This window comes from Mesorhizobium sp. M8A.F.Ca.ET.207.01.1.1 (genome assembly GCF_004794715.1).
Taxonomy (GTDB): domain Bacteria; phylum Pseudomonadota; class Alphaproteobacteria; order Rhizobiales; family Rhizobiaceae; genus Mesorhizobium.
This window is the reverse complement of record NZ_SRUS01000003.1, coordinates 180790-196540: the sequence shown is the minus strand read 5'-3', so window position 1 is coordinate 196540 and position 15751 is coordinate 180790. Positions and strand designations below refer to the sequence as shown.

Annotated in this window: 10 protein-coding genes; 5 read left to right on the top strand and 5 right to left on the bottom strand. The window is 64.4% G+C overall.

Going from position 1 to position 15751, the window contains the following annotated elements; genetic code table 11:
• Positions 1-16 precede the first annotated feature (16 nt).
• The 5 genes from EN850_RS09625 to EN850_RS09605 form a co-directional block, all read right to left on the bottom strand.
• Positions 17-1543 (bottom strand): malonyl-CoA synthase, encoded by a 1527-nt coding sequence (locus EN850_RS09625; protein WP_136091109.1) that lies wholly within the window; start codon positions 1541-1543, stop codon positions 17-19.
• A gap of 178 nt (positions 1544-1721) precedes the next feature.
• On the bottom strand, positions 1722-2468 hold the full coding sequence (locus EN850_RS09620; protein ID WP_127275346.1) for a GntR family transcriptional regulator: 747 nt from the start codon (positions 2466-2468) through the stop codon (positions 1722-1724).
• 389 nt (positions 2469-2857) lie between these two features.
• Positions 2858-3535: a ribulose-phosphate 3-epimerase gene (gene rpe / locus EN850_RS09615; protein ID WP_136091108.1), complete on the bottom strand. Its 678-nt coding sequence runs from the start codon at positions 3533-3535 to the stop codon at positions 2858-2860.
• A 220-nt stretch (positions 3536-3755) separates the two neighbouring features.
• Positions 3756-7616 (bottom strand): hypothetical protein, encoded by a 3861-nt coding sequence (locus EN850_RS09610; RefSeq protein WP_136091107.1) that lies wholly within the window; start codon positions 7614-7616, stop codon positions 3756-3758.
• Between the two features lie 10 nt (positions 7617-7626).
• Positions 7627-9840: a hypothetical protein gene (locus EN850_RS09605; RefSeq protein ID WP_189591041.1), complete on the bottom strand. Its 2214-nt coding sequence runs from the start codon at positions 9838-9840 to the stop codon at positions 7627-7629.
• 241 nt (positions 9841-10081) lie between these two features.
• Here EN850_RS09605 and dnaK point away from each other — a divergent pair, with 241 nt between their 5' ends.
• From dnaK to pyrF, 5 genes are all read left to right on the top strand, one after another.
• Positions 10082-11998, top strand: coding sequence for a molecular chaperone DnaK (dnaK, locus tag EN850_RS09600; protein WP_127277750.1), 1917 nt, complete (start codon positions 10082-10084; stop codon positions 11996-11998).
• Between the two features lie 198 nt (positions 11999-12196).
• On the top strand, positions 12197-13327 hold the full coding sequence (gene dnaJ, locus EN850_RS09595; RefSeq protein WP_127871124.1) for a molecular chaperone DnaJ: 1131 nt from the start codon (positions 12197-12199) through the stop codon (positions 13325-13327).
• 105 nt (positions 13328-13432) lie between these two features.
• Positions 13433-14038, top strand: a complete 606-nt coding sequence (gene pmtA, locus EN850_RS09590) for a phospholipid N-methyltransferase PmtA (protein ID WP_127277748.1) — start codon at positions 13433-13435, stop codon at positions 14036-14038.
• Positions 14039-14411: 373 nt separating this feature from the next.
• Positions 14412-15008, top strand: coding sequence for an NADPH-dependent FMN reductase (locus tag EN850_RS09585; protein ID WP_127871123.1), 597 nt, complete (start codon positions 14412-14414; stop codon positions 15006-15008).
• A gap of 11 nt (positions 15009-15019) precedes the next feature.
• Positions 15020-15733, top strand: coding sequence for an orotidine-5'-phosphate decarboxylase (gene pyrF / locus EN850_RS09580; protein WP_167531400.1), 714 nt, complete (start codon positions 15020-15022; stop codon positions 15731-15733).
• The last annotated feature ends 18 nt before the right edge of the window (positions 15734-15751 follow it).

Genomic DNA, 15751 nt, shown 5'->3' with positions numbered 1-15751 from the left:
CGGGGCGGGTTTCTGCCTAGCCGGCCTTGGCGGAGACATAGAGATCCTTGTAGCTGTCGCGAAGCAAGTTCTTCTGTACCTTGCCCATCGTGTTGCGCGGCAGTTCGTCGACGAAGATCACCCGTTTCGGGTGCTTGTACTTCGCCATGCGGCCGGCGATGGCGTCGAGGATTTCGGCCGCGGTGATACGCGAAGCGGGCGAGCGCACGATGACAGCGGTGACGCCTTCGCCGAAGTCCGGATGGGCAAGGCCGATGACGGCGCTTTCCAGGACGCCGTCGAGCGCGTCTATCTCGCTTTCGAGCTCCTTCGGATAGACGTTGTAACCGCCTGAGATGATCAGGTCCTTGCCGCGACCGACAATATGGACATAGCCGTCGGCATCGATGGTGCCGAGATCGCCAGTGATGAAGAAGCCGTCGGCGCGAAATTCCGCCCTGGTCTTTTCCGGCATGCGCCAGTAGCCGCCGAACACGTTCGGCCCCTTGACCTCGATCATGCCGACCTCGCCCTGGGCAAGCGGCTTGCCGGTGTCGGGATCGGCGATGCGCAGCGACACGCCGGGCAAGGGGAAGCCGACCGTGCCGGCGCGCCGCTCGCCCTCATAGGGATTGGAGGTGTTCATGTTGGTCTCGGTCATGCCGTAGCGCTCGAGGATGGCGTGGCCGGTACGCTCGCGCCATGCCTTGTGCGTTTCGGCCAGCAACGGCGCAGAACCGGATACGAACAGGCGGATGGTCTTCGCAGCCTCGCGATCCAGCCCCTCCTGCTGCAACAGCCTGGTATAGAAGGTCGGCACGCCCATCAGGGCGGTGGCGCGCGGCAGCAGCGAGACGACGCGGCCGGCGTCGAATTTCTGCTCAAACTGCATCGAGGCGCCGGCCATCAGGACGACATTGGTGGCGACGAACAGGCCGTGCGTATGGAAGATCGGCAGCGCGTGGATCAGCACGTCATCCCCGGTGAAGCGCCATCGCTCGACCAGGACCCGGGCATTCGAGGCGAGATTCTCGTGGCTGAGCATGGCGCCTTTCGAGCGGCCGGTCGTTCCCGACGTGTAGAGGATCGCCGCAAGGTCGTCCGCGCCGCGCTCGACATCATGGAAATCGGAGGACTGCCGCGATGCCTGGTCCGCAAGGGATCCCTCGCCATTGCGGTCGAGCGTGACCACGACGGCACCGGACGGCTCGACCATCCCACGGATATCCGCCGACCGCGCCGGATCGCAGACAATCACCCGGGGTGCCGCATCGTCGAAGAAATAGCCGAGCTCGGCCAGCGTATAGGCGGTGTTGAGTGGCAGGAAGACGGCGCCAGCGCGCACGCAGGCGAGATAGAGCAAAACCATCTCCGGGCTCTTCTCGACCTGCACGGCAACCCGGTCGCCGGGCGCGACATCCATTTGCAGCAGCGCATGCGCGAGCTGCGCCGATCGCGCCAGCATGTCGCCATAGGTGAGCGTGCGGCCATCATCGGTTTCCATCAACAGATGCCCAGGCGAGGGCATCCGGGACCGGAATGCATCGAACAGATGATTGCTCATGAAATCTTCCTGGGGTGACGCAATTGTGGGTGACGGCAATGTCGACGCCGGCCGCGGGTCGGCACGCGGCGAAGCGTTCGCGTTTCCCGGCCCGGCCGTCAAGGCCGCAAACGGCTGCCCGGCGTCTACCGAAAAGATTCGAGAGATGGGACAGCGGAGCGCGACGGTCAGACAGCCGTCAACGCTGGGCGCGCTGACCCGGACCGGCGGCGGCCTTTGGCGTCTCGCCTTGCTTGAAGCGTTCCATGCACATGGCGGCGGTCAGCTGGTAGTGATCGATCAGGGCCTGGACGGCGCCGTCTGCATTTCCGTCCAGCGCATTTTCAGCAATGAGCCGGTGTTCGGCGAAATCGTCGCGCTGGACGCTCTCGCCGTCATTGGCCATCTGGCGATAGCGGTAGGCGTGATCGGAAAGCTGGTCGCAGAAGCCCACCAGCCAGTGCGACCGGCAGGCCGAGATCAGCACCCGGTGGAAGGTGCGGTGCAATTTCTCCCAGTCCGGATTGAGCGACGAGCTGCTTTGCGGCAAAAGACGTGAGGCACGCCCCAGGCGATGCAGCGCCAGCACCAATTGTTCTTCCCATTCGGCGGTGCGGTGGGCAATGGATTCGCGCAGCGCCCGCTCCTCGAGCCAGCAACGGGTGCGCGTCAGCTCCTCGAGTTCGGCCGCAGTGACCGGCATGATGAAGAAGCCGCGCTGGTCATGGCGGCCGAGGAGACCTTCGGAGGCAAGGCGATTGAGGGCTTCACGAACCGGAGAGGCGCCGGCGCCATACTTGGAAACGACCCACTCGACGCGCAGCTTGCTTTCGGTTTCCAGGGCGCCGGCGAGAAGATCATCACGCAATTGATGATAGACCGTGCTGGCAAGCGTACTCTTGGCTCCGGGCCCGTCGTCGTTCAGATTGGCAACTCCGTATGTCAAAAGCGACTCCTTGTCCCCAACTGTCGTCTTGGGCAATTCGAGTCCGAAAATTCCCCTTCTGTACCAGTACCATACAGCGCCACGCTCCAGCCGCTCAAGCAGAAGATCGCGCTATTGTACTTTAGAACAAAGAAATATACCCAATCCGCACGCCGATCGCGGGAATTCGAATATCTCTACAACCAGTGGAAACTTAACGTGTTTTGTATGCACGCACAAACATCTGTTTCTCCTGTGCCCGTGCGAGCATCTTTCTGTCGCGCGCAAAGACAAGGAACAACGCGCCGAATCAGGCCTCCCGGGCGGCCTGATTCGGGCGTGCCTACGCTGAAGGGTGGTGATCGCACAAAGCCGGCGTGTTGGAATTGAAGCCGGATGACCGCGCTGTGTTAGCCGGCAGCCTTGTCGGCCGCAGTCCTGATCGCTTCGATATTGGTGCGGTAAGCCTCGACGCTGCCGCCCTTGAAGATGGCAGCACCCGCCACCAGCACGTCGGCGCCGGCCGATGTGACCAACGGGGCTGTTTCCGGCGAGACCCCGCCGTCGATCTCGATGCGGATCGGCCGGTCGCCGATCAGTGCCTTGACCCTTCTCACCTTGTCGATGATCCCCGGGATGAAGGCCTGGCCGCCGAAGCCCGGATTGACGGTCATGATCAGGATCAGATCGAGCCGGTCGAGCACATATTCGATCATTGTTTCGGGCGTCGCCGGATTGAGCGAGACGCCGGCCTTCTTGCCGAGGTTCCTGATGGTCTGCAGCGAGCGGTCGAGATGCGGCCCGGCCTCGGCATGCACCGTCATGCCGTCGCAGCCGGCCTCGGCGAAGGCGGCGAGGTAGGGATCGGCGGGCGCGATCATCAGGTGGCAGTCGAAAAAGGCCTTGGTGCGGTTGCGGATCGCCTTGATGACAGGCGGGCCGAAGGTGATGTTGGGCACGAAATGCCCGTCCATCACGTCGAGATGGATCCAGTCGGCACCTGCCGCCGCCACCGCCTCGACCTCGTCGCCGAGCTTCGAGAAATCCGATGCCAGCACCGACGGTGCGATCAAGGTTTTTTTGCTCATCTCGCGGCCTTTCCGGGCGCCCTTTTCATACGGGCGCTCCGAACCGACTGCCTAAAGCGCTCCCGGCGACTTGTCGAGGGCGCAAGTACGGCGGTTCCACAGGCAGGGGTAACGTGGCGGCGCGCGTTGGTCCTGGGCCGCCAATCGCCGCCCGCGCGGGTCGTGAAGAAAAACCCGCCGGATTGCTCCGGCGGGTTCTCGTTTGGCATCGCGCAGATGGCTATTGCTGCTGGAGCTTCAGGACCCTGTTAGGAACCGGATCCTGTTGCTGGTCGATCTGCTGCCTGCGCTGCGGCAGCAATTGCAGCAGTTGGCCCGGATCGAGCTGCAGCGACGGCTGCCCGCGTATCGGCCGGCAGTTCGGATACCGCCCGATCGTACCCTCCGGGCAGTGTCGCCTGAAGATCGGCTGGCACTGGCCGTTGACCATCTGCGAGCCCGGCGCGCATTCGCTCTCTTGCCTGGGCTTGCGGCATGCGCCGTCGATCACCTCGGTCCCACGCGGACAGACGCATTCGCCGCGCTTGTTGTGGACTTGGCCGCGTATGTCGCACTGCTGGAGCACTGGACCTGGTCGACGACATGCGTTGCCCTGCACCTCGGTACCCCTCGGGCAGACGCAATTGCCGTTGGCGTCGTGGACCTGGCCACGGATGGTGCACTGGTCAGGCTGCGGCCGGACCGGGCGGCAGGCTCCGTCGCGCACCTCGGTGCCTTGCGGGCAGACGCAGTCCCCGTCCGCATTGTGGACCTGGCCACGGATGGTGCACTGCTCGGGCTTCGGCCGGACCGGGCGGCAGGCGCCGTTGCGCACCTCGGTGCCTTGCGGGCAGACACAGTCGCCATCGGCGTTGCGGAACTGGCCAGGGATGCGGCACTGCTGCGGTTTTGGCCGGATCTGACGGCAGGCGCCGTCCCGCAGCTCGGTGCCGCGCGGGCAGACGCAGTAGCCGTCGGCGTCGTGGACCTGACCACGGATGGTGCACTGCTCGGGCCTGTCGGTCCTGACGCATTTTCCGTTCTCCAGCTCCGTGCCGCGCGGACAGACGCAGCGTCCGTCCTCGGTGCGGATCTGGCCTTCGAGCAGCACGCAGCGCGGTGGCGGTGGCAACGGAAGAACGTTGGTGCCGCCGCCCGTGCACTGGCCGTTGCGGAAGGTGGTGCCTTCCGGGCAGACACAGCGGCCGGCGTCGTTCATGACAAAGCCCGGCGAGCACTCATTCTTCACCTCATGCGTGATGATGAAGGGATGGCACGCATAGGCCTTGCCGCGATCGCCCTGGACGTTGGTCGCATCCTTGGACAGCACATCGCCGCCGCCCTGCACACGTGTGTCGGGAGAGAGCACGCCAACGCAGTTCTGGCCACTGACGTTGCCCTGCAGGTTGGCAAGACGCCCATCGTCGGGGATGACCACCGTCACACGGTGCGACTGGCTTTCGCCGGCGCCGAGCGTCAGGTTGGCGATGCAGGAGGCCGGCAAGGTCGTCGGCTCCGGCGAGCAGCCGAAAGGCGGGTCGATCGAGGTGATCGCAACACCTTCCAGCCGGCCAAGCCCTTCCACGCCGATCGCATCGCCGATGCGGACCGGACCCGAGAAGGGGCTCGTTCCGTCATTTGTGATGGTGATGTCGAACGAGCAGGGCTGGCCGACGCGGCATTCGCGGTCGCCGGTCTTTTCGACACGGATCGTCGAAGGACCGCCGCCCTTGGCGCAGGCCTGGCCGATCGGATAGACGACATCGTCGCCCTGCGCCGGCCCGTAGGAGCCGCGCGCGCAGTTCTCGAACTCGCCATTGGCCGAGACCGTCACGTCGAAGTGCCTGGAGGTTCCGGGCGTCATGACGGCGCCTGGTATCTGGCACGACAACGCGTTGGCCGGAACCGGCCCGCACGCCCATTCCGCGCCGTCGGGGGTGACGGTCTGGATCTGCACGGGCGCTCCGCCCGACACCAGCGTGGTGGCATCGTTGACCCGCACCGGACCGGTGGGGGCAGCGGTGCCGACGCTGCTGACGGTGATGCGGCAGGAAACCGCGGCCGCACCGGCGAGCGAGCCGCTGCACACCTTGGTGATGCGCAAGGTCGGCTGGCCGCCGTTGGGATGGCGGATGCGTTCCTTGGCGCAGGCCTTGTTGTTGGTGAGGTCGACCTCACCGGGGATGGCCTTGACCTCGGCGCAGTTCTCGACCGTGTCGGACCGGTAGCCGGCCGGCACGACCGCCTTGACGAAGATCGGCGTCGAGGCGCCCGCCGGCAGCGATATGCCGGCATTGTCGCAGCGGAACTGGCCGGGGCCGTTCGGGCCGCATGTCCAGGGTGGGCTCGGCCCGAAGGTCGAGGATGTCGGCGCGCCGCTTGGGTAGTTGTCGATCACGATCAGCGGCCCGTTATAGGTCGATGCGCCGTTGTTGATGATGTCGATGATGAAGGTGCAGACGCCATCGGCGGTGCAGACTTCGGTGCGGGCACGCTTCTTGAGGATCAGGTCGACCTTCTTGTCGACCGGCGGCTGGCACTCCGGGTTGCGGTCGCCGCGGCGGCAGATCGGGATCGAGGCACAGCCACGGTCATTGGCCTGGCTGCCGAACAGCGGCTTGCCGCTGGCGCCGTAATTGTAGGTGGCGCAGTTGCGCAGCACGCTGCCTTGCCAGCCTCCGGCCGGCTTGAAGCCGAGCTTTAGGTCGACAAAGGCCCCCGGATTGAGCGTGGTCACCGGATAGGTGCACGTCATCGGGGTGGTACCCGGCGCGCAGACCCAGGGCGGATTGGGCCCTGAATCGAGCGTCGAGCCGGCCGGCAGCGTCACCTCGTCGAGCACGATCTTGCCGTTGTAGGGCGCGGTGCCGACATTGGTGACCCGGATGGTGAAGACGCAGCCGCCACCCATCGTGCAACGTGTGACATCTGCATGCTTTTCAACCTTGAGGTCCGGCTCCTTGTCCTTGGGCGGGCACCTCTGGTCGCGCGGGATGATGATGTCGATGGTTTGCGTGCAGCACAGGCCCCAGCCTTCCTTCGGTCCGGCATAGGTCTCGATGCCGGTGACGACGAGATGGATGGCGTCACCGGGTGAAGCGCCGACGATCTTCCAGTTGAGCACCCCGCCGCCCACCGGCACCTTCTGGGTGTCGGGGATGATGGTGATGCCTGGTGAGGTCGTCGAAACCTGCACCCACTTGCCGCCCATCTCCGGGCCGACAGGCATGTGATAGATGAAGGCGCCGCCGCCGGGCACGCAGTCGACCGTGCCGCGCTCGACCTTGAAGCATTCGTGGTCGGTTGGAGGCGGAGGTTGCCTGTCGCATTTGGTGAGGTCGATCCGGATCGAGGTCTTTTCGCCGGTCGCGATGTTGCCGTCATCCGGCTTGCCCGGATCCTGCGACGGGATGAGGGTGCCCGTACTGAGGCCGGAGGTAACCTTGATCAGGCCCTGGTTGTCGACATTGACCGGCGCCGGAAACGCGGCGTGGTCGATCTTTGCCGTAATGCGGAAAGTGATGACGCGTTCGTTCGGTGCGCCCGAGCCATCGAGATCGCTGGCGGAAATCCGGAAATCGGAAACCGTTGCGGTGTCGTTGGGGCCGGTCGAATTGCTGATGACAGCACTCGGCAAGGCCCCGCCCGATGCATCGGTGCCGTCGCCGGAGACCGTCACGTTGACGATCGAAAGACCGTGCGGAAGCTGGTCCTTGAAGTCGAGCTTGGCTTTCTTCAGCGCCGCCTCGAGGCCCGGATTGGCAAAACCTTGCGGATTGCCGCGCAGCCCGAAGGTCAAGGTGTAGAAGACATAGTCGCAGCTGCGCTGGCCACCGGTCTTGGTGAAGAACGGCACGACACGTCCGGGTTCCGGGTTAATGATGCGCGGATTGTCGAGCTGCAGCGGCTGCACATCCGGGCTGGTGACTGCCTGGACGGTCTGGGCGGCGGATGCCGGCAATGCGGGCGCAAGGGCGACCGCGATACCAGCCGCCATCAGCCAGCGCGCACCGCGCCTGGCATATGACAGGGGTTTCATGATCGTCTCCATGACGGTTTTTTGCGTTTTGGTCGCGAGCGGGGATGGGGCAAGAATGGTCATCTTTGCCTCCTCAACGTTCGCAGCTGACGGCTGGGGTGCGGACCGGCAAGGTCATCTTGCAGCAAGGGTAGTAGCCACCCTTGTCCTTGTCGGACTTCCTGTAGAAGCACAGCCCGACATCCACTCTGTCGCCCGGATAGTGGCCGGTGATGTCGATCGTGTACGGCTTGCCTGGCGCATGCGACATGGGTGAGGTCACCCCGACGCCTGGCGTCCTGGACTGGACCTTGATCGAATCGCCGCCGAAGCCGGCATGGTCATGGAGATAGAGATCGGCCTCGAGGCCGCGCGGCGTGCAGTAGAATTGCACGTCCTCGACATCGAGACACGGAGGCAGATTGCCGGGCGGTGGGAAGTCCGGCGGGTAGAAGGGAGGCTCATAGCCGCCCGGTATTTCCTCGTAATAGCCGGCACGGCCCTCGCAGGGATGCCAGACGGCGACGTCGCCGACATGGCCTTCCACTTCGGGATCCTCGAAATAGCCGTCGAAATCGACGAACCAGGAGCCGAAGGGCGGCACGTTGGCCGGCTTGACCAAGTCCTTGGGCGTGATCTGCACGCCATGGACCGCAAGCGGCCCGCCAGCCGCGAGTTTTTCGGCAAGCTCGGGGTTGTCGCGCAATTTGTCGCCGGTGTTGACCAAGGTCTGGGTGCAGACCGAGGTGTCGAGATTGCCGTCGGCATCGTAGCCATATTGCAGGTCGAGACCACCGGCCGACTGCCGGTTCCCCTGCGGGAAGCCGACAGCATATTCCTGCGGCGCTTCGACCCAGACCGATTCCGTCGAGGGATCGTCGGGATTCTCTCTGAAGTAGCGGATCACCTCGCCCTTGCCGGAATCGGCGAAGCGGCTGTAGTCGTAGCGGTTTTCGACCGGGCCGCGCTGGGCGAGATACATGAAGCCGCTGTTGTCGAAGGCAATGTCGGTGACGGCGTAGTCCTTGTCGGCCTTGACCGTCAGTTCCCAGCGTGGATCGCCGGCGAAGGTGCCGTCGCGGGCAATGCCCACCGACCAGATTTCCGACTTTTCGCCAACCGAATAATAGAGCCGGCCGCCATGATAGGAGACGGCCCAGACGCGGCGCTCATCCTGGGTGTAGCCCCAGCTGTCGGGGTCTTCGGTGTCGAAGGCCGCGCCCTGTATGTCCATTATAGCGCCATCGTCGGCGACCGGGGCCAGTCCGTGCGCCGGGCGGCCGGCGACACCGTGGTCGAAAGTGTCGATCAGTCTGCCGTTGGCGTCGATGCGATGGATGAGGCCGGTGTCGAGATCGGAGGCGAAGAACTGGCGGTGGACGGGATCGAAGGTGAGATTGCCGATGCCGGGACCGCTGTTGGTGTCGATATCGGCGAATTTGGCGACCTGGCCGGTGATGCCGTCGATCTTCCAGATGGTGCCCGGTCCGCCGCCGTTTTCGGTGCCGAACTGGCCATCCATGAAAGTGGCGCCCGCCGTGCCGCGGCGCTGCCGCTCCGGCCTGCCGTCCTTGTCGGCGTCCGGCGTGACGATCTCGATGCCATGCAGCGACGTGGCGGCGGCATAGAGGTTGGGAATGCCGGACGGCACACCGTCGCGCACGCCGTCATCGTAGGTGAGGCCGAACACCTCACCGATCTGGCCTGCCGTCACCTCGAAAGGCGGCGGCGTGAAGACGAGCTGGCCGGAGGCCGGACCGCCCAGGTGCGAAACGTCGAACACGCGCAAGGTGGCGCGCGAGGTGTCTATGAAGGTCTCGTCGACCGGATCGACGCCGGGCGGCAGTCCCTCGTCGAAATTGGGGATGATGGTGCCGGGAAAGCCGGTGACCGCCATCGAGCCGGGATAAATGATCTGGGTTTCCTGCGCCCTGGCCGCGCCGCCCAGCCACAGGCTGGCGGCAAGCGCGAGAGCCAGCAAGCCTGTGGCCTGCAAGGCACCGCGCAAGCGGCCGTCTAACTCTGAAGAAGGCACGAACGAGCCGCGGATGCGAGACATGACACTACCCCCGTAGTCCAGGGGAGAGACGTCCGGACTTGCCGCACAAATCAGGGCAAGTCGCGGCGGTCCGGCTCGTTCTTCCCTGATTGAATTGTCTGCTTTCCTCATAGTGACGATACGCCTGCTCCTGCGCAGGGTCAACGGAATCAGCGGAAAGCCCAGCGCATCGACCCCGTCCCGAAGGCGGTGGTCGCGCCGAGCTCCTGTTGGTCCCGGAGACCGCGGAGTCTCTGGGTTGCTGGTCATGGGGGCTTCCTTTCCGGGGCCGCACCATGCGGCACCTGGACATCAGTCGCTGGCCGGCGTGGAAAGGTTCATGGAAGCCTTGCGCAGAATGCTTGCGCGCGATGCCGCCTGTTCTTATATACGCGCCAAGCCGTGCGGCGCCGGACAACCGGTGGCCGGACGGGATTTCTTGTGAACAGGGGCTTTCATCGGAACGCCTTTACCGGGTCCTGAGAGCCTGCTTAGCGGAGAGACTAGAAAAATGGCAAAAGTAATCGGTATCGATCTCGGCACCACCAACTCCTGCATCGCCATCATGGATGGCAAGGAACCGAAGGTGATCGAGAATGCGGAAGGCGCGCGCACGACGCCTTCCATCGTCGCCATCTCGGGCGACGGCGAACGTCTCGTCGGCCAGCCGGCCAAGCGCCAGGCGGTCACCAATCCTGAAAACACCATCTTCGCGGTCAAGCGCCTGATCGGCCGCCGCTATGACGATCCGGTGACGGAGAAGGACAAGAAGCTTGTCCCCTACAAGATCGTCAAGGGCGACAATGGCGATGCCTGGGTCGAGGCCGGCGGCAAGAAGCAGTCGCCCAGCCAGATCTCGGCCATGATCCTGCAGAAGATGAAGGAAACGGCGGAAGCCTATCTCGGCGAGAAGGTCGAGAAGGCGGTCATCACCGTTCCGGCCTATTTCAACGACGCCCAGCGCCAGGCCACCAAGGACGCCGGCAAGATCGCCGGCCTCGAAGTGCTGCGCATCATCAATGAGCCGACGGCCGCGGCACTCGCCTACGGCCTTGACAAGAAGGAAGGCAAGACCATCGCCGTCTATGACCTTGGCGGCGGCACGTTCGACATTTCGGTGCTGGAAATCGGCGACGGCGTGTTCGAGGTGAAGTCGACCAATGGCGACACCTTCCTCGGCGGCGAGGATTTCGACATGCGCCTGGTCGAATATCTGGCGGCCGAGTTCAAGAAGGAACAGGGCATCGACCTCAAGGCCGACAAGCTTGCCCTGCAGCGCCTCAAGGAAGCGGCCGAGAAGGCCAAGATCGAGCTGTCGTCGACGACGCAGACCGAGATCAACCTGCCCTTCATCACCGCCGACGCGACCGGCCCGAAGCACCTGACGCTGAAGCTGACCCGCGCCAAGTTCGAAAGCCTGGTCGAGGATCTCGTCCAGCGCACCATCGAACCGTGCAAGGCGGCGCTGAAGGATGCCGGCCTGAAGGCTGGCGAGATCGACGAAGTGGTCCTGGTCGGCGGCATGACCCGCATGCCCAAGATCCAGGAGATCGTGAAGCAGTTCTTCGGCAAGGAGCCGCACAAGGGCGTCAACCCGGATGAGGTCGTCGCACTCGGCGCCGCCATCCAGGCCGGCGTGCTGCAGGGCGACGTCAAGGACGTGCTTTTGCTCGACGTGACGCCGTTGTCGCTCGGCATCGAGACGCTGGGCGGCGTGTTCACCAGGCTGATCGAGCGCAACACGACCATCCCGACGAAGAAGAGCCAGGTGTTCTCGACGGCCGAGGATTCGCAGTCGGCCGTGACCATCCGCGTCTTCCAGGGCGAGCGTGAAATGGCCGCCGACAACAAGGCGCTCGGCCAGTTCGACCTGGTCGGCATTCCGCCTGCGCCGCGCGGCGTGCCGCAGATCGAAGTCACGTTCGACATCGACGCCAACGGCATCGTCAACGTCTCGGCCAAGGACAAGGGCACCGGCAAGGAGCACCAGATCCGCATCCAGGCCTCGGGTGGTCTTTCGGACGCCGACATCGAGAAGATGGTCAAGGACGCCGAGGCCAATGCCGACACCGACAAGAAGCGTCGCGCCGTTGTCGAGGCCCGCAACCAGGCCGAAGCGCTGGTGCATTCCTCGGAGAAGTCGCTGAAGGAATATGGCGATAAGGTCTCCGAGGCCGAGCGCACGGCGATTTCGGACGCGATCGCGGCGCTCAAGACCGCTGCGGAGGGCGACGACCCGGCCGACATCGAGGCCAAGAGCCAGACGCTCGCCGAAGCTTCCATGAAGCTTGGCCAGGCCATGTACGAGGCCTCGCAGAAGGAAGCGGCGGAAGCCGACGCCAAGGCGGATGCGGCCAAGGACTCCGACGTGGTCGATGCCGATTTCGAGGAAATCGACGAGGACGACGACAAGAAGAAGTCGGCCTGAACGGCCTGACGGCAAGATAATGCGAAAAGCCCGGCGCAGGCCGGGCTTTTTTGCAACCCTCGCGGAAAAAATAACAGAAAAACCCGGACAGGCGCACACCGGCACTGGCATCCGGGCGGCACCGATCCTAAATCGAGACAACATGCCGGCAAACGACGCAACAATGCATCAAGACGTTGATCCGGACTGCGGGAAAAAATGAAAGCTGATTTCTACGAAACGCTGGGCGTGCAAAAGGGCGCCGACGAGAAGGCGCTCAAGAGCGCTTTTCGCAAGCTCGCCATGCAGTTCCATCCCGACCGCAACCCCGGCGATCATTCCTGCGAGCACAAGTTCAAGGAAATCAACGAAGCCTATGAGACGCTGAAGGACCCGCAGAAGCGCGCGGCCTATGACCGTTTCGGTCACGCCGCCTTCGAGCAGGGCGGCATGAATGGCGGCGCGCAAGGCTTTGGCGCCGGCGGCTTCGCCGACATCTTCGAGGATATTTTCGGCGACATGATGGGCGGCCGCCAGCGCCGCTCTTCCGGTGGCCGAGAGCGCGGCGCCGACCTGCGCTACAACATGGAAATCTCGCTGGAGGAAGCCTTCGCGGGCAAGACCGCGCAAATCCGCGTGCCGGCTTCGATATCCTGCACGGAATGCTCCGGCAGCGGCGCCAAGCCCGGCACCCAGCCGGTTACCTGCTCGATGTGCAACGGCCACGGCAAGGTGCGCGCCACGCAAGGCTTCTTCTCGATCGAGCGGACCTGCCCGCAATGCCAGGGCCGCGGCCAGACGATCAAGGACCCGTGCCCGAAATGCGCAGGCCAGGGCCGCGTCACCGAGGAGCGCTCGCTCTCGGTCAACATCCCGGCCGGCATCGAGGACGGCACCCGCATCCGGCTGGCCAATGAAGGCGAGGCCGGCCTGCGCGGCGGGCCGTCGGGCGACCTCTATATTTTCCTGGCGGTCAAGCCGCACGAATTCTTCCAGCGCGACGGTGCCGACCTCTATTGCAAGGTGCCGATCTCGATGACGACGGCGGCCCTTGGCGGCTCCTTCGAGGTGACGACGCTCGACGGCACACAGACCAAGGTGAAGGTCACCGAAGGCACGCAGAACGGACGTCAGTTCCGCCTCAAGGGCAAGGGCATGCCGGTGTTGCGCCAGCCCAATGTCGGCGACCTCTACATCCAGACCGCGGTCGAGACGCCGCAGAACCTGTCGCGCCGCCAGCGCGAGCTGCTGGAGGAGTTCGAACAACTCTCCTCGCAGGACAATTCGCCCCAATCGAGCGGCTTTTTCGCTCGCATGAAGGACTTTTTCGAGTCTTTCGGCGAACGTTGAGACGCGACCAAAGCTATCTTATCCACGACATAGGCATGGCCGTGCCTTGCCTTGCGTCACCCAGGTGTTAAGTAGCTTCCAAGGGGCGCGCTGAGGAGAGCTTGCATGGCACGTGGTCACGGACTGCGGAAGGCGTTTGCCGAGAAGTTCGACGACGAACTCAAATTCTTCAAGGGCTGGATCGACAAGCCGAAGACCGTCGGCTCCATCGTTCCGACCAGTTCGATCACCGCGCGCAAGATGGCCTCGATCGTCAACCCGAAGTCCGGCCTGCCGGTGCTCGAGGTCGGTCCCGGCACCGGCGTCATCACCCGCGCCATCCTCGCCCAGGGCGTGCGGCCCGAAAACCTCTACGCGGTCGAATATTCCACCGATTTCGTGCGCCATCTGCGCCAGCTCTATCCCGGCGTCAACGTCATCGAGGGCGATGCCTTCAACCTCAACGCCACGCTTGGCGAGAGGCGCGGGATGATCTTCGATAGCGTCGTTTCCGGGGTGCCGCTGCTCAACTTCCCGGTCGCCCAGCGTATCGCCTATATCGAAAGCCTGCTCGATCGCATCCCGGCCGGACGGCCGATCGTCCAGCTGACCTATGGTCCGATGTCGCCGATCCCGGCGGGCCGCGGCGACTACACGGTCAAGCATTTCGACTTCATCTTCCGCAACATCCCGCCGACGCAGCTGTGGATCTACCGGCGCGAAGCGCATTAGCGGACGCGCTGAGCCGTTCGCGGTTCCTGATGCTGGCTGCATAGCTTGGCGATTGGCCGAAACATCCCTCATTTCGTCATCCACGGGCGGAGCAAGGAGCGCAGCGACGCGGCGCAGACCCCTGGAGTTGCTTCGCAGCCCAAGGGATCCATGCCGCGACCTCGACGTGCCGCGGCGAAGAAGAATTCTGCTCCGCTGCACTCTACGTCCAAGGTCACGGAATGGATCCCGGGGTCTCCGCGACGGAGCTTCGCTCCTGCTTCGCCCAGGGATGACGAAGTCGGGGGCTTCGGCCAATACCGAGCGTTTTATGGCGCCGATGCGTTGATTTGATCGAACCTTGGCTGTACGTGTCCCAGAACAAGGTTGGCCAATGGCAGTGATCCCGAAAATCCTCGTCTTCGCCGGCTCGGTGCGCACAGGCGCTTATAGCGGCAGGACCGCCGACGTGGCGCAGAAGGAACTTGCGGTGCAGGGCGCCGAGGTCACCCGCGTTTCGCTCGCAGACTATCCCTTGCCGATCCTCGACGAAGACCTGGAAATGGAAAGAGGCGTCCCCGAAAACGCCCAGAAGCTGGCGCGGCTGATCGCCGCTCATGACGGGCTGCTGATCGCGACGCCCGAATATAACGGCTCGATCCCGCCATTGCTCAAGAACACGATCGACTGGGTGAGCCGGGTGCGACGGGATGGCGGCCGATCGGTCAGGCCGCTTGCCGGCAAGGTCGCGGGCCTCTGCTCGTCCTCCAACGGACACTTCGCCGGTATACGCTGCATCAACCATCTGCGCGCCGTGCTGGTGCGCTGCCAGATGGAGGTGGTGACGCCCGAATGCTCGGTGCCGGAGGGTGGCGACGCCTTCGACGGGGACGGCCATTTCCGTGACGAAAGACTGCACAAATCGATGGAGCACCTATGCCGCACGCTGATCGAGACCTCGCGCATGCTGTCGACCAGGGTCGAGGTGTGACCGCCGCAACCATGCAGGCCCATTCCATGCAGGCCCAATCCATGCAAGAGCGACTGATCGTCGGCCTCGACGTGCCGACCGTGAAGGAGGCCGAGCAGGCGGTGCGCGAGCTCGACGGCGTCGTCTCCTTCTACAAGATCGGCTATCAGCTGGCCTTTGCCGGCGGGCTCGACTTTGCCAGGGAGCTGGCCAGCGGCGGAACGAAAATCTTCCTCGACATGAAGCTGCTCGACATCGACCACACGGTGGCCAAGGGCGTCGAGAACATCGTCAAGATGGGCATGACCATGCTGACCATCCATGCCTATCCCAAGGCGATGCAGGCGGCGGTGGAGGCAGCGCGCGGCAGCGAGCTTTGCCTGCTCGCCGTCAGCGTGCTGACCTCGATGGATGAGCAGGACATGATCGATGTCGGCTATGAATATGACCCGCACACGCTGGTGCTGAGGCGCTCGGAACAGGCGCTGCATGCCGGCATGGGAGGTATCGTCTGCTCGGCCGCGGAAGCCGAAGCGGTGCGCCGCATCGTCGGCCCGGACATGGCGGTGGTGACGCCCGGCATCCGGCCGGCCGGCAGCGACCATGGCGACCAGAAGCGCGTTGTGACGCCGGCGCAGGCGGTCCGCAACGGCGCCAGCCATCTGGTCGTCGGACGGCCGATCGTCGCGGCAAGCGACCGGCGCGCGGCGGCCGAGGCCATTCTGGAAGAAATGCGCTCGGCCTGACGAGCCAGCACGATAGGA

What these genes read in the sequence shown, in the direction of transcription:
- EN850_RS09625 (WP_136091109.1), bottom strand. Translation starts at nt 1,543, where the DNA reads ATGAGCAATCATCTGTTCGATGCATTCCGGTCCCGGATGCCCTCGCCT.
- rpe (WP_136091108.1), bottom strand. Translation starts at nt 3,535, where the DNA reads ATGAGCAAAAAAACCTTGATCGCACCGTCGGTGCTGGCATCGGATTTC.
- EN850_RS09610 (WP_136091107.1), bottom strand. Translation starts at nt 7,616, where the DNA reads ATGACCATTCTTGCCCCATCCCCGCTCGCGACCAAAACGCAAAAAACC.
- EN850_RS09605 (WP_189591041.1), bottom strand. Translation starts at nt 9,840, where the DNA reads ATGACCAGCAACCCAGAGACTCCGCGGTCTCCGGGACCAACAGGAGCT.
- dnaK (WP_127277750.1), top strand. Translation starts at nt 10,082, where the DNA reads ATGGCAAAAGTAATCGGTATCGATCTCGGCACCACCAACTCCTGCATC.
- dnaJ (WP_127871124.1), top strand. Translation starts at nt 12,197, where the DNA reads ATGAAAGCTGATTTCTACGAAACGCTGGGCGTGCAAAAGGGCGCCGAC.
- pmtA (WP_127277748.1), top strand. Translation starts at nt 13,433, where the DNA reads ATGGCACGTGGTCACGGACTGCGGAAGGCGTTTGCCGAGAAGTTCGAC.
- EN850_RS09585 (WP_127871123.1), top strand. Translation starts at nt 14,412, where the DNA reads ATGGCAGTGATCCCGAAAATCCTCGTCTTCGCCGGCTCGGTGCGCACA.
- pyrF (WP_167531400.1), top strand. Translation starts at nt 15,020, where the DNA reads ATGCAGGCCCATTCCATGCAGGCCCAATCCATGCAAGAGCGACTGATC.